Origin of the sequence: Leptospira biflexa serovar Patoc strain 'Patoc 1 (Paris)' (assembly GCF_000017685.1) — a bacterium.
In the GTDB taxonomy this organism is placed as follows: Bacteria; Spirochaetota; Leptospiria; order Leptospirales; family Leptospiraceae; genus Leptospira_A; species Leptospira_A biflexa.
This window is the reverse complement of record NC_010602.1, coordinates 891,272-915,460: the sequence shown is the minus strand read 5'-3', so window position 1 is coordinate 915,460 and position 24,189 is coordinate 891,272. Positions and strand designations below refer to the sequence as shown.

The window sequence follows — 24,189 nt, the reverse complement described above, 5'->3', positions numbered from 1 at the left end:
CGAATTAATTGTGTTGGTACTATTGGGTTCGTTCAATGGGTAATTTTATCTTTGTACATAAAAAAAGCCAACCTTACGGTCGGCTTTTTTTTATTACGTTATGAGTGCTAACCCGGCAACGTCCTACTCTCCCATTGAGCGAACCCAATAGTACCATCGGCGATGAGAAGCTTGACTTCCGTGTTCGGAATGGGAACGGGTATGGCCTTCTCTCCATAATCACCAGGAGTAATTACCATGTGTACAGGAGGATGCGGGAAGTCAAACCAATATTGAAGAAAAGATTGCGTTTTTTTGTGAAACTGAGAGGATTTCAATATGTCGGAATTGGCAGAACCACTTGTACAGACAGAAAGATTTTCGGTCATGGGTCTTCGCGTCAGGACTTCGAATGCACCTGGTGATGCTGATGTGAAAATCCCCGCCATTTATTCTCAGTTTTATCGACAAGATATCCCCAAACAAATGGAATCCCTGCGTAAATTTGATCCTTTGTTTGGAGTTTATTTTGCTTATGAATCAGATGAGAATGGAGCGTATGACTTTTTGTTAGGTTATGCAGTGGAACCAAATGCAAAGCCTCTATCTGGTATGGAAATCATTCATATTGAACCACAAAACGGACGTTATTTTGCAATCCAACCTGGTCCACCAGAAGAAGTGGTACCCAAATTCTGGGCTGAGATTTGGAACCATCCAGAAATTCCAAAGATCAGAACCTTTCAAACCGATTGGGAAGAATATTCGGAAGCTGGGATTCGGGTTTTTTTATCTACAAAGTAGTAATCGTGTCATTCTCCCCTATTTTTTTCACTTCGCAAAATGCGTTTTCATGATTCTTTTCCTTTCGATAATAGGATTACAATTCCTGAATTTAAATCCCTTTGTGCCGTTTGGATTTTGAAGTATGTCTGGTCGAACATTCATTCACAAATGAACCTGAATGAAAATTTTTGCATCAGATTTCATTCGGTAATCTCGGAAGTTTGATTTGTCTTGATTGGTCTTTCTTTTATGGAAACGATTAGTTCACGCCAATCACCCACAACCCAAACCCAAATGCCGACAAACATAGCGGTGGAAATCCAAAGTCCAATGGTTGCTCCAGGAATGAGTAAAAAGTCAACGACTCCATGTTGCAATACAGCCAATACGAACCCAAAAAGAATGGTGACTTTTTTAGAACTGTCATCTGCTTTGAAATTACTCTTTAATAGGAAGAGCGAAAAACACAAGTTGATAAGTAAGTGGATATTGGAGGAATGGACCGTTCTTGCAATGAAAAGATTCCATTTTTTTTCCTCCGGTTCTCGGAAGATATAATGAGTATTTTCAATAAAGGAAAAACCCATCGCCACGAAGGCTCCAAATAACACAACATTAGGTGAAAATAGTTTTGTTTTACGATCATAACCGAATACAAACGATAAAATCATGATGAAAAATATTTTAAACGTCTCTTCCGTGATCCCTGCTTGGATAAAAGCCATATGGGCGGTTTGTGTGAGTAAGCTCACCTTTTTTTTGGGAGAAAAATCTGCCTCAGGCCAGAAGATGGGATGAAGTCGTAAAATTAAATCCGTCGACAACCATCCAAATACGAGAGCCAATATGATTCCAAATACTTCCTGCCATCCTTTTTTAGGTTTGTAAGCTTTCCAAATCACAATGGCCCATGGAAGCACTGTTGCAGCACCTATCAGATAATCGTAGAATCCAATTTCTTTCATTCAGGTAACTCTTCCATATAACGGCCGTCAAATAAGTTGATCATTTCTTTTTGTAAAGGTGTGGGGACAAACTCAGGATCGATGGGACCGTTCCAAAATAGTTCCGTGACCCGTATGTCATTCTTAGTTCCTGGCGGTGGCATGAGTGGACCCAAACTCTCTACCAGCTGTAAGGTTCTTAAATCTTGGTCGGGATAATCAGAGGCTTCCACGAGTTCCACATCAATCACATCTCCATCTTGGGTGATGGTATAAGCAACAACACTCGAATAGGGATGAGGGGCTTTGGCCCAATAATCCATATAACTTTCAGGGATCCGCATTTTTGCGGAGATATAATTCGAATACGTGGGTGGAACTTTTTTCCCTCGGATTTTTTTGATGTATCCTTTGACAGGTCCATTGTCAGCGACCTTTTCATTGGAGATTTTTTCACCCTTCTCTTTGTTTTCCGTTTCATTCCCTGTGATCACTCCCCCATTCAAACCTTGGGTATCGTCGGGGACATTGGGATCGATGAAATAAAATTCCATTTTTTCTGGTCGGAAATGGTCATTCTTTTGTGCTGATTGTTCCTTTTTTTTGCCACGTTGGATACTAATGGGGATTAAAAAAACAAGGCAAAGTAAAACCAAATGAAATAGAAGAGAGAGTGGCAATACATTCCGAAACCCTTTTCGAAGGCCCGGTTTGAAGAAAGGTTCACTTTCGCCGTCTTTATCTTTTTTGATTCCCAGGTTTTCTAAACTAAAGGACTTCTCTAAGATGGTTGCAGAATAAAAATACAATCCAATCAGTGCTGCCACAGAAAAAACCGCATAAGCCACGTTTTGCGATGAAATAAAAAAATCTTTATCAGGAATCCCTGGTTTTAATCCAAACCCTGCCAAAAACTGGATTCCAAAAATCGGACTGATATAGGAAAACACCCAAACCGCAGAAAATAAGTACAACAAAAGTGTTAAAAATAAAATGGGAAACCCACGCCAATATTCATAAACGTAAATATGTCCAAACCCAGGTAAAATTTGATCTCGGAACTTTGCCTTCTCTTTGACTATGAGTTCCAATCGAAGTGGAAATTTACCTTCTGTTTTGACTGCCTTTTTCCAAGCTTCGCGGATCCGAATCCCTTCCATATAACGCAAATAAGGTCTTGCCATCAATGATGGGATTTTATTTCGATTGAAGCTAAATAGTAAAATACAAATTGAAATCGAATAATTGAAAACAAACTGGTGAACATCATAAAGTGGAGCAAGAGGTGAAAGATTTTTTTGAGGGTTTAGGTTTTCTGTGATGTACAAAAAGAAAAATTGAATGATGAGAGCAAGAATAAGGACAAGCAGAATGGTATCGAACTTTGTATCCCTGATTCGCATTTCCGTTCGAAGACCTGAACCTGGAAAATCATTTTGGATACGGGCCTCTCGAACCAATTCCCGTTTTCGATTCCTTCGAATGCTGTGGATGTAATTTGCCAAAAGGCAGAAAAAACAAAAAAGAAAAAATCCTAACTTCATACGGAACGGAGTGCCATCTTTTGCAAGGAAGGAATTAATCGTGCCTTCCCATTCCATACTGGATCTGTGCAAAAGTTCCACCGGATAAAAGAGGATCCAATTCAAAACATAAATCGCAATGACGGATATGGCCCGTAGGCGTAATCGAAATTCTTTAGGAAACGCAAAGAGGATTCCAAATGCGAAAAAAGGCCCCAAACTGAAAAGGGGTGAGAGCCAAAGGAAAAACGTTAAGGATTTTTTTGCCCAGGGAGAGAGGTATTGAGAGTTTGCCGAATCCATTCTTTAGTCTTATCTCAAGGAAAATACTTTGAATTTTCATGGAAAACAAAAAATTTGGCGGATATGGCACAGCCGAAAGAGAAAGAAGAACAGTCGCTCAAACCCATAGTCGCAGTCTCCAAACGAAGAGGCTTTGTTTTCCCAGGATCCGAAATTTACGGAGGCCTCTCCAATACATTTGACTATGGTCCGAACGGAATTGAAGTTTTGAACAATTTAAAACGACTTTGGTGGGAATACTTTGTCCACCGTAGGGATGATGTTTTGGGACTTGATTCTTCCATTCTCCTCCACCCACGTGTTTGGGAAGCATCTGGCCACATTTCCAACTTCAACGATCCACTTATGGATTGTAAAAAATGCAAAACACGAGTGCGCGTGGATAAGTTTTTAGAAGATAAGGAAGGGGAAGGAGCAGCAACAGGGAAAACTTTGGAAGAACTCACAAATACCATCCGTGACAAAGCCTATGCTTGCCCCACTTGCGGAACAGTGGGAAGTTTTACGGATGCACGCCAGTTCAATTTGATGTTCAAAACATCACATGGTGCCTCCGAAGAAGGAGCCACTGACATTTACCTTCGTCCGGAAACTGCCCAAGGGATCTTCATCAATTTTAAAAACGTAACCCAAATTGCGCGGAAAAAAGTACCATTCGGAATTGCACAGATTGGAAAGTCATTTCGGAACGAAATCATGGCACGCCAGTTTATCTTTCGAACCCGTGAGTTCGAACAAATGGAGATGGAATTTTTCTGTGAACCAGGCACTCAAAAAGAATGGTTTAAGTATTGGGTGGACTACTGCATGGATTGGCTTGTGAATGTGGTGGGTTTAAAAAAAGAAAACCTACGAGTGCGTGAACACGAAAAAGAAGAACTTTCGTTTTATAGTGATTCCACAAGTGACATCGAATACAAATACCCGTTTGGTTGGGGTGAACTTTGGGGTGTTGCTTCAAGGACTGATTATGACCTCACCCAACACGAAACATTTTCTTCGGAAGATTTGAAGTACCATGACCTAGACCAAAAGAAAAAGTACCTGCCCTATGTTGTTGAACCTGCTCTTGGTCTTAATAGACTTTTCCTTGCAGTGTTATGTGACGCTTACGAAGAAGAAAAATTAGAAAAAGACGACATTCGTACTGTCCTTCGGTTTGGCAAACGTGTGAGTCCCATGAAAGTCGCCATTTTTCCTCTCATGAAAAAAGACGGGCTCGATGCCAAAGCCAAAGAAATTTATACCGACCTTCGTAACCATTGGTATGTAGATTATGATGATAGTGGTGCCATTGGAAAACGGTACCGTCGTCATGACGAAATTGGAACGCCTTTCTGTATCACAGTCGATTACGACACGATGAGTGACGGAACAGTCACTATCCGAGAAAGGGATTCGATGAAACAAGAAAGGATTGCTGTGGCCGATCTCAAATCGTATCTCATCCAAAGAATGGTTTAGTTGGTCCGCGATCTACTAGAATCTGACAGAAACCAAACCATCGAACTCGTGAATCAGTTTTTCCGAAAGGTAAACGAACTTGAGTTAGATGGTTTGTTTCGGATTCGCCCACGGGCCGCAACCAAGTTTACAGATATTTACTTCAAGCTGATTGGCACGGGAAAAGTATACATGCGTGGCTATTTTGTGGAAGAGGAACTTGTATCCCTTCTGATTGGTAGGGTCGAAGAAAAACCTCACTTGGAAGAAGAAAGGAGTCTCTTCATTGACCTTGCTGTAACCAAACTTGGTAAAAAGAAAAAAGGTTATATGTCAGAACTTTTAAAGGACGTGGACCTTTGGTGTTTCGAGAAAAAAATTCCCGCCATTGAACTACGTGCTATCTTAAAAAACGAAGAAGCCATACAGTTTTGGAACAAGTCTAGTTTTGAACCGTTTTACATCCGTTATCGCAAACGAGTGAATGGAACTTAAAACAAACAGAATTTATATCCATTGCCCATTGCCTCTTCCCGAAGCCAATGGATCACGAACGAAACAAAATATCCTTCCGTTGGCAATGCCGAAAGGGACTTAACACGAAAAAAATACGCGTCAACGGACAAAAACATGCGGAAACATTAAGTCGAATCCTTACCAACTACCAGAACTACCTCCTCCTCCAAAACTTCCTCCGCCGCCACCAGAACTAGAACTTGAGCTCGAACTGTAGGAACTCGAAGAACTTCTGTAACTAGAAGAGGAACTAGAACCCGAAGAGTATGACGAATAGGATCCGCTATCACCTTCTTCCCACATCACATAAAAGAAATGCAGTAAAAGTAAGACAAAATACGAAAAAACAAATGTGGAAATGGAAAAGGCAGAAGTATCCGTATAACCTAATATTCCCTCAATTGAAAATCCGAAGGTCCAAACAAGAGAGATCAATCCATACTTCAGGGACCTAGTTTTCCAAGTCTTCACTTGGATGGTTTTTGCCAAAACAAACCCTAACACCAAACAGAAAAACCACTGAAAACTAATGAAGAGAGTATTGTAATCCATGGGAATGGATGTTTCTTCTGAGATGGGCCAAAAGAAAAAGATACAAGCGACAAGAGTAAACCAAACCAAAAACCCAATCCCATACCAGCGGGCATGTTTCATAAACACGGAAATCGAAAAACCATAAATGGTAAAAAGAAGTAAACCCTGGTAGTAAAAGATGAAAAATAGTTTTTCCCCATTGATTATGGAAACCACGGCAAATGATAGACTGAGAAAGGCTACTCCATGAAAAAAAAGTTCACTCGCAGTTAACCCAAATTTTTTGGCGAAGGATCTAAAAGCTTCCTGTAAATTTTCATCTAACGATAGTTTAATGACTAGCATAATCAAACCGATGATCCCTATCACCCAAAAGAGGACAATCCATTCTGTATGAAAACTAAATTGCAAAAAAGGAATCCAAAAAAGAAGGGAAAGGATGGCAAGTGGATACGAATACCAATCCCAAAGTCCGTATAACAAATACAAATTTAAAGCAACGATCCCAAAACAGAAAAAATAAAATACGGCATCGGGTAAAAAATACAAAAGAGCCAAAAAAACGGCACCGCCATACAAACCTTCTAACCAAATGTTTCGTTTGTATTGTTTCCTGTCGGTCATAAGGAAAAAACCAATCACAGCCACAACGATGACACCAATGGCGATCCCAATGTTTTTCACAGTATTCTCATGGGAGAAGGAAAATCCAATCCCGTCTGGATAATCTGTTTGCAAATTGGGATTGGTATCGGCCGCGCCAAGTAGGATGGATTCAATGGCCGTATACCCGAGCAAAATCCCACCCGGGAGGTCTCCTTTTTTGAATTCAGGGATCATGATATTGCGGATGATCCGATTACACAAAACGTCCGTTAGAGTTTCTTCTAACCCATACCCCACTTCAATCCGAACCTTTCTGTCTCCTACCGACAATAATACGAGGACTCCATTGTCTTTTCCTTTCTGGCCAATCTTTGAGGTTTCAGCGACTTGTAAGGAGTAGGATTCTAAGTTTTCCCCTTCCAAACTTGGAATGATGTACAGAAATACTTGTGCACCTGTTTTCTGTTCTATGTTTGTTATTATGGATTGTAAGTTTGTGATTTGATCGGCACTGAAGATTCCAACCTCATCGGTGATGGGTGTTGTTAGAACTTTTATTTCCTTTGATTGGACTTCTGTCACAAAAAGAGTCAAAATCAAAAGGAAGGTAGCAAGACATTGAAAATAAGTTTTCAGATCCAAACGCATAGGGCAAAACAATAACCAAGTTTTCATTTTTGGCAAGTAGAGTTTTCTCTTGGATTTGAGGTCTTATTATGTTTTTACTAACCTCACCATTCGAAAGATGGGACCCATTACGTTTTTGAATAAGGGAAAATTGGAAAGTTTGATGAGTTTAAAGGTTAGGTCCAATGAATCATGGATCATTAGTTTTGTATTTTGGAATGATTTTGAAGCATCCGTTAACCAATAAAACAAAATTCCCATCTGTTGCATCCATAAGAGATCCGGTAAAACTTTACTTAAGTCTTCGCGTAGTTTGGAATTCGAAGTGGCCATTGCTTGTCGGATGATGCCCACTGCCTCTTCTCGTAAACCTTCGCTCTCTATACTAAATGGAGATAACGGATCATTTGGATCCCCAGCATGTCTTGCAAGCACTTGCAAAAACTTTTTATGACTAAAAAAAAGATCCAATTGGGTTGTGATGATAAATTTATAGCGTGTCTTAAAATCTTTTGTGGTTTTGAAATACGATTCACAAAGTCTCTTCAATTCTTTTTGCGAACCTTTATAAAACTCTAACACTAAATCTTCTTTCGATTGAAAATGATAATAAGTAAGCCCAAGAGAAACCTTGGCTTCTTTTGCAATCCTGCGCATGGTTGTGACTTCATACCCATCCCTTTGGAAAAGTACCAATGCGGTTCGGTAAATCTTTTGTTTGGTTTCTTCCCGTTTGGGAATTCGTTTCAATCCCTTTGGATTGGTTTGGCTTCTGAGTGTTTGAGGCATTCACTTATCTCTTTCCATCATAGAAATTGGAAGGGTTTTCATTCTAATGATTAATTTGAACATGTTCAATTATGACATATTTTTGCCATTTTTTTATTTGTCATAAAAAAATTTCCTTGCCTCATATAAGTCAAATTGACACAATTTTATCTTAGAAAATTCAGAGGTGAAATATATATGATTCGAAAAAGTTTTTTGGCCTTATTTGTGACTGCCATGATGGCGTCCCCCATACTTGCGAGTTCTGGCTCTTCTTCTAAACCACTTGCGGGAACCTACCCGATCATTTTATCCCACGGCTTATTTGGATGGGGTGAAAATTCTGGCGGAATCATTAGCATTGTCAATTATTGGGGTGGCACTGACGACTACCTAAGAAGCCAAGGAGCAACTGTCTATGCACCTGCAAAAACTGCCGCCAACTCCAATGAAGTCCGCGCTCAGGAATTAAAAGCAGCCGTCTTAACGTATGCGGCTGCAACAAACTACTCTGGAAAATTCCATATCCTTGGTCACTCGCAAGGCGGACTCGATAGCCGATATATGGTCTCTAACCTTGGTCTCTCCACCCGAGTGGCAACCCTCACAACACTCAACACTCCTCACTACGGATCTCCGATTGCTGACATCATCAAAACGGTCCTTCCCGGATGGATCCAACCATTTGTGGCAAGCATTGTGGAAACACTTGTAAAGATCGTGTATGGTGGAACCAACCAACAAAATGCACTTGCTGCCCTTTCTTCGCTCACGAAAGAAGGTTTATCTTCCTTCAATGCATACACTCCTAACCGTTCCGGAGTGAAGTATTACTCGTATGGATCTTACATCACTCTTCCTGATTTGATCCAACACCCTCTTATGGGAATTTTACACCCTGCTTGTGCGGCTGGTGGACTGTTCCAAGGGCAAGGTGCTACCAATGATGGTCTCGTTCCGCTTTCTTCCCAAAAATGGGGAACTTGGAAAGGTGGCCCATCGTATGGAATTTTAACTACGGGTGTGGACCACTTACAAGTATCGAACACACTTCGTTCTGGAAGTTTCTGGTATGATGTGGAAGGATTTTATATGAAGATGGCTTCCAACATGAAAGCGAACCAATAATCCAATTCTGAAGTTTTTTTAGAAAACCCAAGCAATTGCTTGGGTTTTTTTGTATCCAGAAATAATTTTTCATCGTTCACTACACTACAATCTCCATGAATGCAAAATATTTTCGCCCATTCAGTATCGGTCTCATCGCCTTAATTTTTTTATTTGTGATCTATCAATTCACAAAATCCAATGAATTCGGTTCCGCCGAAGAAGAAAATCCCAATGACAAAGCAGAATCGTTTTTTCGAACACAAAGTGATGGGTTTTCGGTCGATCCTTTTTATTTAGAATCTGCAAAATCCATTTTTTCACCTGACGGACAATTTTTACGTTTTGATGATATCCTCGCCAAAGCAAAGTCAGGTGAACTCAATTTAATTTCTGAACTTTGGAATTTACGTAGGCAATGTCCCGAAGGAAGTACAAGGGAACAATGCCATGAATACATCAAAGCCTTTATTCAAAATCAGTATTCCGGTGAGGATGCTAAAAAACTTTTGAACCTACTTACCAATTATTTAAAATATGAAGAAGCCATGGTGCAACTGGACCCAAGTTCTAAGTCTTATACCAACGCAGAAAGGTATGAACAAATCAAACAACTCCGAAGGAAATATTTTTCAAAGGAAGATGCAGAACTCATCTTTGGATTAGAAGAAGCCACTGCGGATTTCAGTTTCAACCGAAAGAATTTTTTGGATGAAACCAAACATCTAAAGGCAGAAGAACGGATTCGATTGTATGAAGATTATCGCAAAAAATCCTTTGGTCCCTATTACAATGCTGTTGCCAGCCGGGAACCACAGTATGATAAATTTGAGACAGAGATGGACCTTCGCCAAGCGGAACTATCCAAACTATCGGGTACAGAACGTGATTCCAAAGAAAGAGAAGTTCGGATTCGTTATTTTGGTAAAGATGGCAATGAACGTATGGAAAAAGTTTTGAGAGAAATCAAAGAAGAAGAAGAAACAATCTCAAAGCTTGAGGTGGAAGAAAAGAACTTACTGAAAAATAACCCAAATCTTTCCGAATCGGAAAAAGAAAAAAAATTAATGGAATTACGAATTAAAACTTTAGGAAGTAAGGAACTGGCGGAAGAATACACTCGACGATTGGAATATGAAAAAACACTTAAAAATTCCGGGAATTGATTCACCGTATGTATATCTAATTCTTTCTGCAATTTGTTTTGCATTGTCCCTCGAACCCTTCGGTTTTGCCACCGCTGGGTTTTTCTGTTTATTTTTCCTTTTACTCATTACAAAAGAAATCAGAAACGAAGGACAACTAAGGAGTGCTCTCCTTTATACAGTTCTATTTTCCTTTTTAGTGACTTGCACATCCTTTTATTGGATGGGAAAAGCCATCGCAAACATCACGGGTCATGGATACTTTTTTTCGGCATTACTCTTTTTGATCTATGGATTTTTATCATTTTATAAAATTGGAATCGTATTCATTGGATCTCATCTCGTCACCAAATACCGATTTGTCTCTGATACAAAATTTTTTCTATTTTGTTTCCCATCTCTTTTCCTATTATCGGATGCGATTTGTCCGATGGTATTTCCTGTCTATTGGGGTGATCTCTTTCGGAACCAACTCCTTTGGCGCCAAATCGCACGACTTGGGACCGAAGTGTTGGGCTTTGTCTCTGTCATTTCTGTGGCCTTAATGTATTTAATGGTAATCAAAAAAGAATACGAATGGAAAAGGTCCTTTCCATACCTGGTTCCCATCTTTTTTATTTTTTGTACGAACTTATACTTTTTAGCAGAATCGATCCCACAAGAAAAGAACATCCACCTTGTTTTGCTACAGCCAAACACACCATATGCGAAAAATGAAATCCGAGAAGATTTTGTGTTTATGACAAAAACCATCCAAGAAGTTTACAATCTAGGGGAAGAAGCCATACGAAATGCCCCTAAACCAATCGATGCCATCCTCTTACCTGAATCATCGATTCCATTTTTAGGAACTTTGCCTTCGTCTCATCCGAGTTCCACTTATAGTAAAAGTTTTGTGGATATCACAGAAAAATTGGTTTCTCTTTCGAATGCACCCTTACTTTTTAACGAACTTGTTTGGGATGATGGTTCCAGAAATTCGTTTAGCCAGTTATCGCCTGTTACATTAAAAACAGAAAGGCGATACAAACATATTCTTTTGCCTTTTGGTGAGTATCTTCCCTTTGAAACTGTATTTCCTTTTTTAAGGACTCTTTTCCAAGAGGTAAGCCATCATAACCCAAATCTAAAATTTGATTCCCAATCGATCCAAACCAAATCCGGAGAATCCATAGAGTTCACTCCTCTTATCTGTTATGAAGTTTTGTACCCAGACTTTGTCCGAGAGATGGTACTCCATTCCCCATCAGAGCTTCTCATCAATCTTACAAACGACTCATGGTTTGAAAGCCATACGGAAACCAAACAACATGCAGGAGCTGGAAGGTTACGAGCCATTGAAACAGGGAGACCTTACATCCGAGCTGCCGTTTCAGGGATGACCACGGCTTATGATCCATGGGGGCGGGAGATGATGGGGGAACTTCCTATCTTTCAAAAAGCCATCGGATATTTGGATGTCCTCACTGTTGCCAAAGAGCGAGAAACCCCTTATTTAAAGTTTGGACCATATCCTTGGAGATTATTGGCTGTTTTGAGCTTATTTTTTGTATTTTTCATGAGTCCAAAGGCTTTCGACTCTCATAAAAAGAAAAATGAAATTGAAATTTAGCATAGGATAGAAAGGCTATTCGAATATGGAATGGGAAAAAATACTTCGCGATGCAGTCAAAGAAAACTCGATTAAGGAGTTGTATCTGAGAAAGGTACCATCACTAAAGACTTGCGAAGATTGGAATAAGGTTGTGGAAGTGGGAATGGTTGACCACAAAACCAAGTATGCCTACTACAAAGGTGGACTTGTGAAATACGGCGAGCGACTCTTCTTTGTCACCCAAGAAAGATTGGATGCTGTCTCTCCCTTTCGCAAATGGGATTTTAAGAGTAAAATCAAAGTCACTGATCCTGAACTCACTGCTGGCGAAAAAAAGTAATCCAAGTCGTTTCAACTTGTTCATAACAGTGAACATTTGAATCAAAAAAAAAGACCAACAATCGTTGGTCTTTTTTTATTTCTGAGGCTCCAGCTGTTTCGAATGATTCTAAAGAAACAAACTTCTGTTTGGTTAGCGGTTCAGTCGGATGATCATATTCAGTTTTTCAGCAATGGCGATCACTTCCATCACCTTTGATTTTTCGATGATGATCCCTGTTGGGCTCACTTCTTCCAAAACAAATTTTTTGCCTTTGATTTGACCAAGGAGTAGTTCCATCACTTGAGAATCTTTGGTTCTTAGTAAAACGGAATCTTCTGTGATGGTGACAATTGGTAAATTGTTTCCCCAATCATCGAGTAAGAAGAGTAAGTTTTGTGCCAGTTCCGCTTTGGATGATTCTCTTAAGAAATGGATGAATGTCTCTTTGTCATACCCAAGTAAAATTCCCAATTGGAAACTATCCTTTGTGAGTAAAAACGTATACACTCGGTCATAATCTTTCAGTTCACAAAAAGCTTTCAGCAAATGGATGCCATGTAAGGAAACACGATCCGGGAAAGCAATGATGGAAAAGTCTGGGTTGATGGTAATCCCACCCTTTTCCGTAACTGTCACGAGTGGTTCATGATTGAAATAATGGAGTCCGAGTTCTGATAAACTCAAATTCCGTTGTGGGTATTCCACTTCAATGAGACCAAAGAGTTGTAAGTAAAAAATGGCAGAGATGATTTCTTTTCTAAGATCTGCTAAGTCTTCTTCATAGGTTTTGATTTGGAACGTTGGTGCAAAAACCAAATGGTCACGGATGATATGGGAAAAAATCACAGAAGTATTGATTTTTCCATGTGCCATGATGAGTTTTACAGTTTTGTCCAAAATCCCTTTTTCATAAAAAGGAACTTCTGTAGCAGTGAAAACTTCTGCCGGGTTTAACCTACGTGTTCTTGCTTCATTCACTTCGTGAATGACAAGTTTCATGATTTCAAAAATATCTTTTTTCAGAAACTCATCGGTTTCTTGGACTAAAATGACATTCTCACCCTTGATATCTACATAACCTAACAGTTTTAAGATGGGAAGAATGAGCTCAATTTGATACACTTGGCTTTTTTCTGGGAAAATTTCAATATCAGGAGATAAAAGTTCTGTTTCCGTTCTTTTATGGTCTGCTTGTTTGATTTTTCCAGATTTGGCTAAATTTAAACCTTTTCTTGAAATGTAAGAGATGAGTTTTTTAACGTTTAAGAAAAAATCGAGACCGTTTGCCGAAATTTTTTCCTGGCGAACACGAGTTCCTTTTTTGACAGGAGGTAAAATTGGTGAGAACTGTAAATGGTCTAAAATTTCTTTTGGAATGACAATGACACGAATGAATTTGTCTTCCACATAATACAAGTCTCGAACCAAGTGAAGAGCCGTTAGGTGAGGGATTGTTTGTTCAAACTTCCCACGGTTCACCGTGATATAATTACGAATCGTATCGGCTTCAATCACACCACCATGGATGTAAATTTGGTGCAGAACATCTTTGTCAAAGTCTGAAAGTTCATCGATGAGTTTTTGTAAAAACTCAGCACTGAGGGCATGTTTTAAAAAGGTATCAATGTGTTCCCCTTTTTTGACACCCACAGCTTCCTTCCATTCGTCTGGAATTTCGCCGAGTGTTGCCTTATGTAGGGACTTCTCAATGGAATACTTAAACTTTTCACCCTTAGGATTGGTTTCTACTTTGATGAGTTTTTGGTATTCATCATAAGTATGGTATTTGTCTAAATTGTTTGTAAGACGTTCGCGGTTTTTCCTTTGGTACAAAAGGTAGTATTTGCGAAGTACGTTTAACTCCATCTCGACGTTGATTGGAGGGATATTGACCTTTCTCGAAATTTCGCCGAGAGTCATGACCCCTTTGTTTTTCAAAATGGAGGTGAGGATATTCACTTGGAGGGGTGTGAACTTTTCCAAAACACCTTTTAGGTAAAATTCGTTTTGGAAGGTTTCCATGAGACCCAAAATGGTCGATTTTTTGTCCTTTCCCGGGATCTTTTGGATGTTCCAAAGATTGGCGATTTTTTTGATCTCGTTGAGATCGAGTTTCTCTAACTCTTGGTACAGGACAGTTTCTTGGCTCATGGGTGCGATTTGATAAGTTTTTGGTTGGGACCTAATCCTGCAACTCTATTTCAATTGTAGGTTCGGAGTCCATTTTGTCGTTTCCAATCCCCATTTGAGTCCCAAATTAGGGTTTATGGACTCATTTTCCGAGATTGTCTCTTTTGGTCTCCACTCAAGCCTTCGAGTGGCTCATTCTAGTTTTGTGTTCTCAACAAAACTGTTAGGAATCCTGGCAAAACTGGCCAAGGGAGAACCAAACCATAGAGAAATCGCCATCATGTTACGCGAGGCCTTTTCCCAATTAGGTGCGACGTATATCAAACTGGGCCAATTCATTGCCAGTGCCCCTTCCCTCTTTCCCATCGAATACGTAGAAGAGATGCAGGCCTGTTTGGACTCAGTAAGGCCTGTTCAGTATCGAGAAATCAAATCCACAGTGGAACGAGAGCTTGGTGGGAAACTAGAATCCTTATTCCATCGTTTTGAAGAAACTCCTCTAGCGTCCGCATCCATTGCCCAAGTCCATGCGGCAATCACAAAAGAAGGTTTGGATGTGGTTGTCAAAGTACAAAGGCCCGATGTCCATCTCACTTTAAAAACCGACATGCAGATTCTAGGGATCCTAACAAAAGTATTGGAGTTCATCGCACCTGAATTTAAAAAATCTGGTCTCACCGCGATGTTCCAAGAATTCCAGATCTCCATCTTACAAGAAATCGATTTTATCCAAGAAGCCAAAAACATAGAAGAGTTTGAAGCCTATCTTCTGAAAGCAAATGAAACGAGAGCCAAAGTCCCTCGAGTCTATCACACTCTTTCCACCAAAAAAGTATTAACAATGGAACGGTTTTATGGAGTCCCCATCACCGATGAAAAAGGATTAAAACAATTTACGGACAACCCAAGAAAAGTTTTGAGTGATGCACTTGAGATTTGGTTTTCTTCTTTGTCCAACCAAGGTTTTTTTCATGCCGATGTCCATGCGGGGAATTTGATGATCCTAAAAGATGGATGTATTGGTTTTATTGATTTTGGAATTGTTGGTAGGATCTCTCCAAAAATTTGGAGCGGGTTAATGCTTTTTACCCAAGGGATTGGGATTGGTGAACCAATGTTAGTTGCAAAAGGCCTTGTCGAGATGGATTCTACCGATAGCGGAGTGAATCCAACCTTACTTGCCAAAGAATTGGATTCTGTTTTTAATGAATTAGAATCCGTTTATGTCCATTTGACGACAAATGAAATGTTTGATGAATCCAAGGTGAATCGAATCATGTTCGATATGAAGGAAATTGCTGAAAAAAATGGATTAAAAATTCCAAGGGAGTTTGCCCTTCTCATGAAACAAATGTTATACTTTGACAGATATGTAAAATCCATGGCTCCTGAAATCAATTTGTTTCGAGACTCTCAAAATTTTGTAATTGGGAAAACATGACACTTTTAGATTTAAACGAAGGGGAAACTGCTGAAATTGTATCCATCAATTTGGACCAATTACCAAAACCAATGATCACAGAACTGTTAGAGCTGGGATTTTTCCCTGGTGCACAAATCGTTTTAAAAACCAAATCCAAATACCTTGGTAAATTGATTTGTTTATTAGGGGGCACCACCATTGGTCTTCGAATGAAAGATGGAGAAGCGATTTTACTGAAAACCACCAAACAATGAAAGAAAAAAATATCTACCTAGTCGGAAATCCAAATTGTGGGAAAACCACTTTATTCAACCAACTCACAGGCCTAAATCAAAAAACGGGGAACTTCAGTGGAGTCACTGTAGAAAAAAAAGAAGGGGTTGTTTATTTACCCAATTTGGAATTAAAGATCACCGACTTACCCGGAACATACGGTCTAGGTGGAATTGCCGAAGATAAAAAGATCGCCTACGAAGTTTTACTCAAACGAAAGGAAAATGAAGTAGTGATTTATGTATTGGATGCTCTCAACCTAGAGAGAGGTCTCCAATTTTTATTACAAATCATCGACATGGGTGTGCCCACTCTTGTTGTCCTCACGATGAAGGATGTCCTCGAAAAAAAAAGAATCCAATTGGATTTGAAAAAATTAAAACATTCCCTTGGACTAGAAATTGTTCTTGTAAATGCAAAGTCAGGTGAAGGGATCTCTGAACTTAAAACATTATTATCCAAAGAAGAATCGTATCGAAAACAAAAACGGTTATGGACATGGGGATCCAAAGAAGAATCCTTTTTAACTTCCCTAAAACAAAAACTCAAAATTACAACCAATGAAGCGGAGTTTTTTCTTTCGCAGGCACTTAAATTTTTAAATCATGACCCACACTTACAGGACAGTCGCTACCTAAACCAATTCCCTAACGAAACCAAACAATTTTTAACCAAAGAATTGGAATCAAAACCCTTACAGTTTGCATACCAAGAAGAGATGATCCACAGATCCATCTTGATCAAAAAAATCATCTCTGAGACGATTCATTATCCAATTGCAATACAAGGGAGTTGGGAAGAACGATTGGACCGTATCTTTTTACATCCCATTTTAGGTTTTGTATGTTTTTTTCTACTGATGGGATTACTCTTCCAAAGTCTTTTTAGTTTTGCTGAAATTCCAATGGATTTGATTGAGGAAGGAATCACAGGTCTTCAAGAAACCATTGGGAACGTTTTATCCGATGGGCCATTGAAATCACTCCTCATAGAAGGGATATTAGGTGGAGTGGGAAGCGTTGTTGTTTTTGTTCCACAAATAGCATTACTTTTTTTGTTCATTGGGATTTTAGAAGAATCTGGTTATTTAGCAAGAGCAAGTTTTCTCATGGATCGTTTGATGGGGAAATTTGGACTTTCTGGAAAATCCTTTATCCCACTTCTTTCGTCAGCCGCCTGTGCGGTTCCTGCCATCCTTGGAACAAGGACCATTGAAAACAAATCGGATCGTTTTACAACGATTATGGTGTCACCACTCATCATGTGTTCGGCAAGATACCCTGTTTACATTTTGATTGTGGGAACTGTTTTTAGTTACCCACCAATATTTGGAATTTTCAATGTCCAAGGTTTTGTTTTGTTTTCCATGTTCTTTCTCGGAATGATAGTGAGTTTCACTTTTGCACTCATCTTTCGTAAGACTGTCTTCAAAGAAAATGCTTCTTATTTTGTGATGGAATTGCCTAGATACAACCTACCTTCCTTCAAAAGTTTATTTTTTACTGTCTACGGAAAAGTGAAATCATTTTTGGCGACGGCAGGTCAGATCATCCTTTATATCTCTGTGATTTTATGGTTTTTAAGCCACTTCCCCGCCGAATACAAAGACAATGTTTGGAAAACAAGCCCCATCGAAACTTCCTATATTGGACGTGTGGGAAAGGTAATGGAACCTGCCATCGAACCTCTTGGTTTTGATTGGAAAATTGGAATCTCCATTCTAACTTCGTTTGCAGCCAGGGAAGTGATGGTTTCCACCTTAGCAGTATTATACGGATCGGAAGAGGAAGGTGAGGAATCCGAATCCTTACGGGAAACACTTCGGGCTGACAAAAAACCAGATGGATCCCCTGTTTGGACTCCACTCACAGGACTTTCCCTCCTCCTCTTTTTTGCCTTTGCTAGCCAATGTATGTCCACCCTTGCTGTGACAAAAAAGGAAACAGGGAGTTTGCTTTGGCCGACAGTCCAATTTTTGTACATGACAACACTTGCGATCTTTACCTCCTTTCTGGTATTCCAATTGGGAAAAATTTTAGGATTTGTTTAATCTGCCGACAATGAAGTCTAGAGGCTCACTTTGGATTTTCATATTGGCAATAAAACTCTTACCAGAAACTCAGAACCATATTTAGTAGCAGAGATTGGACTGAACCATAACGCCGACTTAGAAATTGGCAAACGTACGATTGAGAAAGCAAAGGAATCCGGTGCCCATGCGGTAAAGTTCCAAACCTACCGCACAGAAGAATTCATTGATACGAAAAACCCTGAAGTAAAGTTTTTATTTGATATCTTCAAACAATACGAATTGGATGAAAAATTCCATAGAGAATTTCAAAAAACAGCCCTAAATTTGGGGCTCGATTTTTTTTCCACTCCGCTTTGTGATTCTGCAGTTGATTTGTTATCTAACTTAAATGTCCCAATTTTTAAAATTGCTTCTGGAGACATCGTCAACTTACCACTGCTCAACAAAGTGATCCAAACAAAAAAACCCATCATTGTGTCCACGGGGGCAGCTCTGCCAGAAGAAGTGATCCGTGCCATTTCTAAATTCCAAAAAGAGAATGCAGAAGTATGTTTGTTACATTGTGTATCAATGTACCCAACTCCATTGGATAAAGTAAACCTTCAATCCATCCCCTATTATTTGGACACAACAGATTATGTCATTGGTTTCAGTGACCATTCGGATGGAACACTCGCCTCTTCCCTTGCTATTGGACTTGGGGCTGTTGTCATTGAAAAACATTTTACTTTGGATCGAAATTTGGAAGGCCCAGACCATAGCATTTCTATGGACCCAGTATCTTTTAAAAAATTAGCTGAAGATACTAAACATAGTTATGTGATGGGTGGGAAGTATGGAAAAAACACTCACAAAGAAGAAACCAGTGGTTGGTTTTACGGACGAAGGTCTTTGTACAAACAAAACCAATCGGTCATGAGCCTACGACCTGCCCTACATACAAAAGACAATACGGTTTTAGATTCTTGGGAATTGGACTTGGTGGGGGATCCTTCATTATTACCAGAAGGACCCATCCGAGTGGCACCTATCAGAAAATAGGTGCTTGAAAGTCCGAAAGTTTTACATCTTTTGGATGATTTGTTCGAGTAAAGTTTTTAAGAACACAGGATTTGGTGTTCCACTTTCAATTCGACGATCATTGATGTAAAGAGAAGGAGTGGATTGGATATTCAGTTTTTCTGCTTCATCAATTTCTGCGTTCAATTGGTTTTGTGCTTCCTTGGATGCCATACATGCTTTGAGGGAATTGACATTGAGTCCAATGAGATTCCCCAAATTCACAACACTTGCTCCCGAATGAGCCACACCTTTTTCTAGATTATCATACAAACCGCGGTACATTGGTTCAAATTTTCCTTGTTTGTCGGCACAAATGGCTGCCATGGCTGCTACACAGGAAGAGGCACCTGGCCGTGGTTGTTGCATGAGTCGGTTACAAGAACCGTCCAAAGGAAAATTTTTATACACAACCTTTACCATTCCATCATATTCAGATAGGACAGTGTGTAAGATGTGACTTGTGTGGAGGCAGTGACCACAATTGTAATCTGCATACTTGACTATGGTGATGGGTGCATCCTTCTTTCCAATGAAAGGAGAACCGGATACATTGATCCCGAGTGTTGGTTCTTGGAAGTATGAAACAATTTTGGTTTGGATTTCTTTGGAATCCATTCCTCTGGAAGTGGCAAGTGTATTTGAGGACTCACCCTTTACCCACATTTTACTTGAGGCAAAACCCACAGAAAAACTAAAAAAGAAAACAAGCCCGAACGTCGCATAACCATCTTTAATGGAAGCGGGGATATTGAGTTTTGGTTTCCCTTCTGTTTTCCATAATAGAAATACAATCGCAAGTAATGAAATGGTCACAATATATGTGATAAAACACAACTGGCAAATGGTACCGATGATCCCAACCGAAATACCAAATAAGATAAGATCAAAAATAAAACCAAGTATCAAAACAGGTAGAACAAGAGAGATCAGTTTGGAAATTTCTTCAGAATTTGTGCTTTTATAGATGAGATAAAAAGTATAAACGAGGAGTCCATAGAATCCAAAACCAAGTAAGGCAATAGGAATATTCCCAAGGAATGGGACACCAGGAATCGCCGAATAAGAACTTTCTGCTACTTTTAAACATGAATCACCACCACCTAATGCGGAACAAGCGGCACCGGCAACATTGTCTGTTCCAATTCCAAAATACTCGACTGCTAATAGGAACGAAAATAGAAGTCCTAAAACTCCTACGACGAGTCCACCAATTGCCAAATTTTTACGATTCATTTCTATTTTTCCCTCTTTTGATTTAGAATCCTGATACTTTCTTTTAGATCTAATTTTCCTTCATAAATGGCTTTCCCTGTGATGGCACCAAACAATTTTCCATTCGTTTTGTCATAGAGTTCCACCAAATCCTCTTTGGAAGAAACACCACCAGAAGCGACAAGTTGTAAGTCTGGGAATGTTTCAAGTAATTCGGCATACGCTAAAGTATTTGGGCCTTCCATCATTCCATCTCTTGCAATATCGGTGAAGATCACGTGGCGAATTCCCATTCCATACATGGTCGTTAAAAAATCTTTGTACAATATTCCAGAATTAGACTCCCAACCTTTGGTTCTGACATATCCATTTTTTGCATCCACACCGATGACAATGCGGTCTTGGCCAAATAAAGAAACTGCCTTTTCTACGACATTGGGTTCTTCCACAGCAACAGTTCCTAAAATCAGTCGTGAAACACCCAATCCATCATAAAACTTCATATTGTCGATGGTCCGGATACCTCCACCTAACTCTAGATCTACGGTGCACTTCTCTTTGATTTTTTTGATTGTTTTTTCATTTTCCGATTTTCCCGTTTTTGCCGCATTGAGATCCACAATATGGATGAGAGTGGCACCCTGTTCTTCAAAGACTTGGATCATTTTTTCGGGAGAAGACGAATAAACGGTTTTTTTGGAATAATCACCTTGTAGAAGGCGGACAGCTTCGTTGTCGAGTAAATCAATTGCTGGTAATACTAACATTAGATTTCGATGAAATTCTTTAGGATTCCAAGTCCTAGTTTATCTGACTTTTCAGGGTGGAACTGGGTTCCAAATATGGTTTCTTTTTCCACAACAGCAGGGAAAGATTCTCCGTAATAATGACAGTTTGCTGTGATGTCCAATCGGTCTACGCCTACCGGACGGTAAGAATGGATGAAGTACATAAAAGATTCATTTGGAATCCCTTTGAGTAATTTGGAATTTTTTTGTTTGATATCAAAGAGTTTATTCCAACCCATATGTGGCACTTTGAGATTTGCTTTGCCTTCAAACTTTCTGATTTTCCCTCGAATGAGTCCGAGCCCAGAGATTGTAGACCCTGGTTTATTTGTCTCATCGGAATCCTCGAATAATACTTGATAGCCGATACAAATCCCAAATAGATACTTTTTTCTTTCAATGTGGTCTTTGATCAGCGAAGTAAACCCGAGTTCGTTTAGGTTCTGCATTGCTTTATCAAAATGTCCATCACCTGGTAAAATGATTTTATCCGCTAGTTTTACCTTTTCGGGATCACTCGTAAAAACAAAATCGTTTGTATATAGCGAGACTGCCTTTAACAAGGAATGGATATTTCCCATTCCAAAATCCAAAACAGCGATCACTCGAGCATTCCCTTTGTGGATGGAATTTGGTCTTTGGCGCTCGTGTCGATTGCAATGGCTTGCCGGAGTGCCTTTCCCAAAGCCTTAAAAATCGACTCGTGGATATGGTGTCTGTTTTCTCCGTAATGAACCACAACGTGAAGGTTCATTTTAGCATTGAGGGCAAGCTTTTGTAAAAACTCTAATGTGAGTTCTGCGTCATAAATACCAAACTTGCCGTCGAGTGCAGGTCCAGTGTACTTAAAATAAAATCTTCCACCAAGATCAACGGCAACTGTGGTCAAAACTTCATCCATGGGAAGGGTGAAATTTCCATACCGAAAGATTCCTTTTTTGTCCCCCAGTTGGGTGTGGATCATTTGACCAAGTAGAATGGCCGTATCTTCTACGGAGTGGTGGCAATCAATGCCAATGTCTCCCCGTAGTTTTAGATCCATGTCAATTAGGCCATGTTTGGCGATATGAGAGAGCATATGCTCAAAAAAAGGGATTTCTGTATCAAATGCATAAACACCACTGCCTCGGAGGTTTAGGTCCAAGCGGATGTCCGTTTCGGATGTTTTTCTGGATTCCACCATATTCCTAAGCATGTTTGGTAGAAAACCCAGCTGTCAAGAGAGAATGTGAGTGAGAATTAGGAAGCGAAGCTCAAAACACCTACCAAATTATATCCAATAAAAACCCAAAAACAATACACCAATGTGATCACAAAAAAAGCCAAAATTCGTTTCCAACGTCTGTCCAAAAATGTCCCTCTACTAGGACTAACAAATCAGAAAAAAATCCTTCTCAGTTTTTTAGGGAAATCGGATCTTTTTTTCGCTTTTTTATTTTCCAAAGCGTTGGTTGAACATACGGATCAGTTCCGAAATGGAATCCTCAACATATTTATAGTGTTTTGGCTTCATTGGGTCGAGAGGCATCATATCATGGATTTTTTTGTAACGATCGAAGGATTCCCGAATGTATTCTAAGTATTTCTGGCTTGTGATCCCATAACGTTTGAAAATGGATTCGTTTTCGACAAACATTCGTTTGAATTCATCTGCATAATTACCATCATTCAAAAAATAAAATCGTAGATCTGTTTTTGCCTGAGAAAAGGCGATATCAATATTGGTGATGTACTTGGATGATTTGGAAGTCTCTGTGCTGACTTGGCTTTGAGAAGACAATTTGGCGGCCGCTTGTTCGATCGCCTTTTGTTCTGAGATTCTTTTTTCCTTTTCGAACTCTTTTGACAGTTTTTCGCGTTTTAGTACCTCATCTACTGAGGACTTTTTTTCATCAGGCATGGTTTCATTATCCCTATCTCACATGAGTGTCAAGGAATAAGACGAAAAATTATGCCTTCGCCTTACGTAAGGCACAATTTGGTAACCACTCACAACGCAAACAAATTGGATCCTCGGTATTATACGTAGAAGGAGGGCAAATATTGGCGTTTTCCACCTGGAGTGGCTGTAAATAATTTATTACCGAACTCGTGTCTTTTTTGAGTTCGATTTGTTTTAAAATGGATTCGTTGGATTTTTTTTGGTCTTGGAACAAATCTTCCACAGGGACCTGTTTGGCTTTTGATTGGAAGTTTGTTTCTTTTTGTTTGGGAGATTCCCATTCTAAACCAGGAAGGTATGGGATTGTGCTTGGTAAAAAATGTTTTGGGAAAAGTTTGATGACAAGGAGGGCCGTCAGTGCACCACCTAAATGGCAAGTACTGGAAATGGATCCATTCCCAAATTGAGAAATCAAAAATCCGATGAGTAACGCAGCCCACACTGCATTTTTCGCTTTCACTGGAATGATAAATAATAACAATTCTGCATTTGGATAAAAAATACCAAATAACGCAAGTAAGCCGAAAATTGCTCCGGAAGCACCAATGGTTTGTGAAGTCATCGATTCTAGTAACGGAACTTGACCACCTAACACAACGTTCAAATAGGCAGAGAGAACAACAAAAATCCCTGCCCCTACTTGAGATACAAAATACAAAATCGTAAATTTGGTTTTCCCGATGATAGGAATGATATGATTCCCTAACATGTACATCCCATACATGTTGAAAAATAAATGAAGTGGGAGTAAACCTACCTCATGTAAAAAACCATAAGTGAAGATTTGCCAAACGGCTCCACTCAGTACAAAATCTGGTGTGAGTCCAAACCGAAACACTAGTTGTTGGTTGGCAAAGTATTGTAAAAAAAAGATAAAACAATTGAGGATTAAAATGACGTTCAAAGGATGAAGGATCGGATTCCCGAACAAACTAGCGCCCTGGCTTCGATTTCTACTCATGGTACTTCCAAAATTTAGAGTCTAGGGAAAGAAACAAGGGAAATAAAAAAAGGGGGAATCCTTTCGGAATGCCCCCCGGGAGTGATTTAAGGTAAAATCAGGCAACAGACCCTACCTTGATTATCAATCACTTCTACCATCGGAATTCCAGTGCTCTTGCTTAACACTT

Annotated in this window: 22 protein-coding genes and 1 rRNA gene; 11 read left to right on the top strand and 12 right to left on the bottom strand. The window is 39.5% G+C overall.

The features are described 5' to 3' along the window. Positions 1-110 precede the first annotated feature (110 nt). Positions 111-227 (bottom strand): 5S ribosomal RNA (rrf, locus tag LEPBI_RS04380). A 91-nt stretch (positions 228-318) separates the two neighbouring features. Between rrf and LEPBI_RS04375 the strand changes: the two genes are divergently transcribed. Further along, positions 319-783 (top strand): GyrI-like domain-containing protein, encoded by a 465-nt coding sequence (locus LEPBI_RS04375; protein ID WP_012387902.1) that lies wholly within the window; start codon positions 319-321, stop codon positions 781-783. A 182-nt stretch (positions 784-965) separates the two neighbouring features. On the opposite strand, the gene LEPBI_RS04370 is transcribed toward LEPBI_RS04375, so the two are convergent. Then, positions 966-1,730, bottom strand: coding sequence for a PrsW family glutamic-type intramembrane protease (locus LEPBI_RS04370; protein ID WP_012387901.1), 765 nt, complete (start codon positions 1,728-1,730; stop codon positions 966-968). After that, positions 1,727-3,535, bottom strand: coding sequence for an energy transducer TonB family protein (locus LEPBI_RS04365; RefSeq protein ID WP_012476171.1), 1,809 nt, complete (start codon positions 3,533-3,535; stop codon positions 1,727-1,729). Before LEPBI_RS04365 ends, LEPBI_RS04370 begins: the two co-directional genes overlap by 4 nt. A gap of 63 nt (positions 3,536-3,598) precedes the next feature. Between LEPBI_RS04365 and LEPBI_RS04360 the strand changes: the two genes are divergently transcribed. After that, positions 3,599-4,999, top strand: a complete 1,401-nt coding sequence (locus LEPBI_RS04360) for a glycine--tRNA ligase (RefSeq protein ID WP_012476170.1) — start codon at positions 3,599-3,601, stop codon at positions 4,997-4,999. Then, entirely contained in the window at positions 5,000-5,473 is a 474-nt protein-coding gene (locus LEPBI_RS19110; RefSeq protein WP_012387898.1) for a GNAT family N-acetyltransferase, read from the top strand. A 159-nt stretch (positions 5,474-5,632) separates the two neighbouring features. Here the strand turns inward: LEPBI_RS19110 and LEPBI_RS04350 are convergent, their stop codons facing one another. Both LEPBI_RS04350 and LEPBI_RS04345 read right to left on the bottom strand, forming a co-directional pair. After that, positions 5,633-7,309, bottom strand: coding sequence for a TPM domain-containing protein (locus LEPBI_RS04350; RefSeq protein ID WP_226992930.1), 1,677 nt, complete (start codon positions 7,307-7,309; stop codon positions 5,633-5,635). Positions 7,310-7,348: 39 nt separating this feature from the next. Next, positions 7,349-8,050 (bottom strand): TetR/AcrR family transcriptional regulator, encoded by a 702-nt coding sequence (locus LEPBI_RS04345; RefSeq protein WP_012387896.1) that lies wholly within the window; start codon positions 8,048-8,050, stop codon positions 7,349-7,351. A 177-nt stretch (positions 8,051-8,227) separates the two neighbouring features. Between LEPBI_RS04345 and LEPBI_RS04340 the strand changes: the two genes are divergently transcribed. From LEPBI_RS04340 to LEPBI_RS04325, 4 genes are all read left to right on the top strand, one after another. Continuing rightward, a complete protein-coding gene (locus LEPBI_RS04340; RefSeq protein WP_012387895.1) occupies positions 8,228-9,157 on the top strand; it encodes an esterase/lipase family protein in 930 nt (309 codons plus the stop codon). A 95-nt stretch (positions 9,158-9,252) separates the two neighbouring features. Further along, positions 9,253-10,302, top strand: coding sequence for a lipase chaperone family protein (locus LEPBI_RS04335; protein ID WP_012387894.1), 1,050 nt, complete (start codon positions 9,253-9,255; stop codon positions 10,300-10,302). Next, positions 10,271-11,893 carry an apolipoprotein N-acyltransferase gene (gene lnt / locus LEPBI_RS04330; protein ID WP_012476169.1) on the top strand — a complete coding sequence of 541 codons (1,623 nt, stop codon included), beginning with the start codon at positions 10,271-10,273 and terminating at the stop codon, positions 11,891-11,893. The genes LEPBI_RS04335 and lnt overlap by 32 nt, the downstream gene beginning before the upstream one ends. A 25-nt stretch (positions 11,894-11,918) precedes the next feature. After that, positions 11,919-12,215 (top strand): hypothetical protein, encoded by a 297-nt coding sequence (locus LEPBI_RS04325; RefSeq protein WP_012387892.1) that lies wholly within the window; start codon positions 11,919-11,921, stop codon positions 12,213-12,215. A 132-nt stretch (positions 12,216-12,347) separates the two neighbouring features. On the opposite strand, the gene LEPBI_RS04320 is transcribed toward LEPBI_RS04325, so the two are convergent. Then, positions 12,348-14,348, bottom strand: a complete 2,001-nt coding sequence (locus LEPBI_RS04320; RefSeq protein ID WP_012387891.1) for a helicase — start codon at positions 14,346-14,348, stop codon at positions 12,348-12,350. Between the two features lie 115 nt (positions 14,349-14,463). Between LEPBI_RS04320 and LEPBI_RS04315 the strand changes: the two genes are divergently transcribed. Genes LEPBI_RS04315 through LEPBI_RS04300 form a run of 4 tightly spaced genes read left to right on the top strand, consistent with a single transcriptional unit; the run spans position 14,464 to position 19,096 of the window. Then, entirely contained in the window at positions 14,464-15,768 is a 1,305-nt protein-coding gene (locus LEPBI_RS04315; protein WP_012387890.1) for an ABC1 kinase family protein, read from the top strand. After that, on the top strand, positions 15,765-16,004 hold the full coding sequence (locus LEPBI_RS04310; protein WP_012387889.1) for a FeoA family protein: 240 nt from the start codon (positions 15,765-15,767) through the stop codon (positions 16,002-16,004). The genes LEPBI_RS04315 and LEPBI_RS04310 overlap by 4 nt, the downstream gene beginning before the upstream one ends. Then, a complete protein-coding gene (gene feoB, locus LEPBI_RS04305; RefSeq protein ID WP_012387888.1) occupies positions 16,001-18,073 on the top strand; it encodes a ferrous iron transport protein B in 2,073 nt (690 codons plus the stop codon). Before LEPBI_RS04310 ends, feoB begins: the two co-directional genes overlap by 4 nt. A 30-nt stretch (positions 18,074-18,103) precedes the next feature. After that, positions 18,104-19,096 (top strand): N-acetylneuraminate synthase family protein, encoded by a 993-nt coding sequence (locus LEPBI_RS04300; RefSeq protein WP_012387887.1) that lies wholly within the window; start codon positions 18,104-18,106, stop codon positions 19,094-19,096. Between the two features lie 21 nt (positions 19,097-19,117). On the opposite strand, the gene LEPBI_RS04295 is transcribed toward LEPBI_RS04300, so the two are convergent. The 6 genes from LEPBI_RS04295 to LEPBI_RS04270 form a co-directional block, all read right to left on the bottom strand. Further along, positions 19,118-20,350 carry a vitamin K epoxide reductase/DsbA family protein gene (locus LEPBI_RS04295; RefSeq protein ID WP_012387886.1) on the bottom strand — a complete coding sequence of 411 codons (1,233 nt, stop codon included), beginning with the start codon at positions 20,348-20,350 and terminating at the stop codon, positions 19,118-19,120. A gap of 2 nt (positions 20,351-20,352) precedes the next feature. Beyond that, entirely contained in the window at positions 20,353-21,096 is a 744-nt protein-coding gene (hisA, locus tag LEPBI_RS04290; protein WP_012387885.1) for a 1-(5-phosphoribosyl)-5-[(5-phosphoribosylamino)methylideneamino]imidazole-4-carboxamide isomerase, read from the bottom strand. Continuing rightward, positions 21,096-21,722 (bottom strand): imidazole glycerol phosphate synthase subunit HisH, encoded by a 627-nt coding sequence (gene hisH / locus LEPBI_RS04285; RefSeq protein WP_012387884.1) that lies wholly within the window; start codon positions 21,720-21,722, stop codon positions 21,096-21,098. The genes hisA and hisH overlap by 1 nt, the downstream gene beginning before the upstream one ends. Then, positions 21,719-22,300, bottom strand: coding sequence for an imidazoleglycerol-phosphate dehydratase HisB (gene hisB / locus LEPBI_RS04280; RefSeq protein WP_049755973.1), 582 nt, complete (start codon positions 22,298-22,300; stop codon positions 21,719-21,721). Before hisB ends, hisH begins: the two co-directional genes overlap by 4 nt. A gap of 249 nt (positions 22,301-22,549) precedes the next feature. Further along, positions 22,550-23,017 carry an LIC11177 family protein gene (locus LEPBI_RS04275; RefSeq protein WP_012387882.1) on the bottom strand — a complete coding sequence of 156 codons (468 nt, stop codon included), beginning with the start codon at positions 23,015-23,017 and terminating at the stop codon, positions 22,550-22,552. Between the two features lie 49 nt (positions 23,018-23,066). Further along, on the bottom strand, positions 23,067-24,020 hold the full coding sequence (locus LEPBI_RS04270) for a rhomboid family intramembrane serine protease (RefSeq protein ID WP_012476168.1): 954 nt from the start codon (positions 24,018-24,020) through the stop codon (positions 23,067-23,069). Between the last annotated feature and the right edge of the window lie 169 nt (positions 24,021-24,189).

Excerpts from the sequence above, each read along its gene's own strand:
- feoB (WP_012387888.1), top strand. The coding sequence starts at position 16,001 with ATGAAAGAAAAAAATATCTACCTAGTCGGAAATCCAAATTGTGGGAAA.
- LEPBI_RS04365 (WP_012476171.1), bottom strand. The coding sequence starts at position 3,535 with ATGGATTCGGCAAACTCTCAATACCTCTCTCCCTGGGCAAAAAAATCC.
- LEPBI_RS04295 (WP_012387886.1), bottom strand. The coding sequence starts at position 20,350 with ATGAATCGTAAAAATTTGGCAATTGGTGGACTCGTCGTAGGAGTTTTA.
- LEPBI_RS04275 (WP_012387882.1), bottom strand. The coding sequence starts at position 23,017 with ATGCCTGATGAAAAAAAGTCCTCAGTAGATGAGGTACTAAAACGCGAA.
- LEPBI_RS04270 (WP_012476168.1), bottom strand. The coding sequence starts at position 24,020 with ATGAGTAGAAATCGAAGCCAGGGCGCTAGTTTGTTCGGGAATCCGATC.
- LEPBI_RS04345 (WP_012387896.1), bottom strand. The coding sequence starts at position 8,050 with ATGCCTCAAACACTCAGAAGCCAAACCAATCCAAAGGGATTGAAACGA.
- LEPBI_RS04370 (WP_012387901.1), bottom strand. The coding sequence starts at position 1,730 with ATGAAAGAAATTGGATTCTACGATTATCTGATAGGTGCTGCAACAGTG.
- LEPBI_RS04350 (WP_226992930.1), bottom strand. The coding sequence starts at position 7,309 with ATGAAAACTTGGTTATTGTTTTGCCCTATGCGTTTGGATCTGAAAACT.
- lnt (WP_012476169.1), top strand. The coding sequence starts at position 10,271 with ATGAAAAAACACTTAAAAATTCCGGGAATTGATTCACCGTATGTATAT.
- LEPBI_RS04335 (WP_012387894.1), top strand. The coding sequence starts at position 9,253 with ATGAATGCAAAATATTTTCGCCCATTCAGTATCGGTCTCATCGCCTTA.
- LEPBI_RS04340 (WP_012387895.1), top strand. The coding sequence starts at position 8,228 with ATGATTCGAAAAAGTTTTTTGGCCTTATTTGTGACTGCCATGATGGCG.
- LEPBI_RS04320 (WP_012387891.1), bottom strand. The coding sequence starts at position 14,348 with ATGAGCCAAGAAACTGTCCTGTACCAAGAGTTAGAGAAACTCGATCTC.
- LEPBI_RS04310 (WP_012387889.1), top strand. The coding sequence starts at position 15,765 with ATGACACTTTTAGATTTAAACGAAGGGGAAACTGCTGAAATTGTATCC.
- hisA (WP_012387885.1), bottom strand. The coding sequence starts at position 21,096 with ATGTTAGTATTACCAGCAATTGATTTACTCGACAACGAAGCTGTCCGC.
- LEPBI_RS04325 (WP_012387892.1), top strand. The coding sequence starts at position 11,919 with ATGGAATGGGAAAAAATACTTCGCGATGCAGTCAAAGAAAACTCGATT.
- LEPBI_RS04375 (WP_012387902.1), top strand. The coding sequence starts at position 319 with ATGTCGGAATTGGCAGAACCACTTGTACAGACAGAAAGATTTTCGGTC.
- LEPBI_RS04315 (WP_012387890.1), top strand. The coding sequence starts at position 14,464 with ATGGACTCATTTTCCGAGATTGTCTCTTTTGGTCTCCACTCAAGCCTT.
- hisB (WP_049755973.1), bottom strand. The coding sequence starts at position 22,300 with ATGGTGGAATCCAGAAAAACATCCGAAACGGACATCCGCTTGGACCTA.
- LEPBI_RS04360 (WP_012476170.1), top strand. The coding sequence starts at position 3,599 with ATGGCACAGCCGAAAGAGAAAGAAGAACAGTCGCTCAAACCCATAGTC.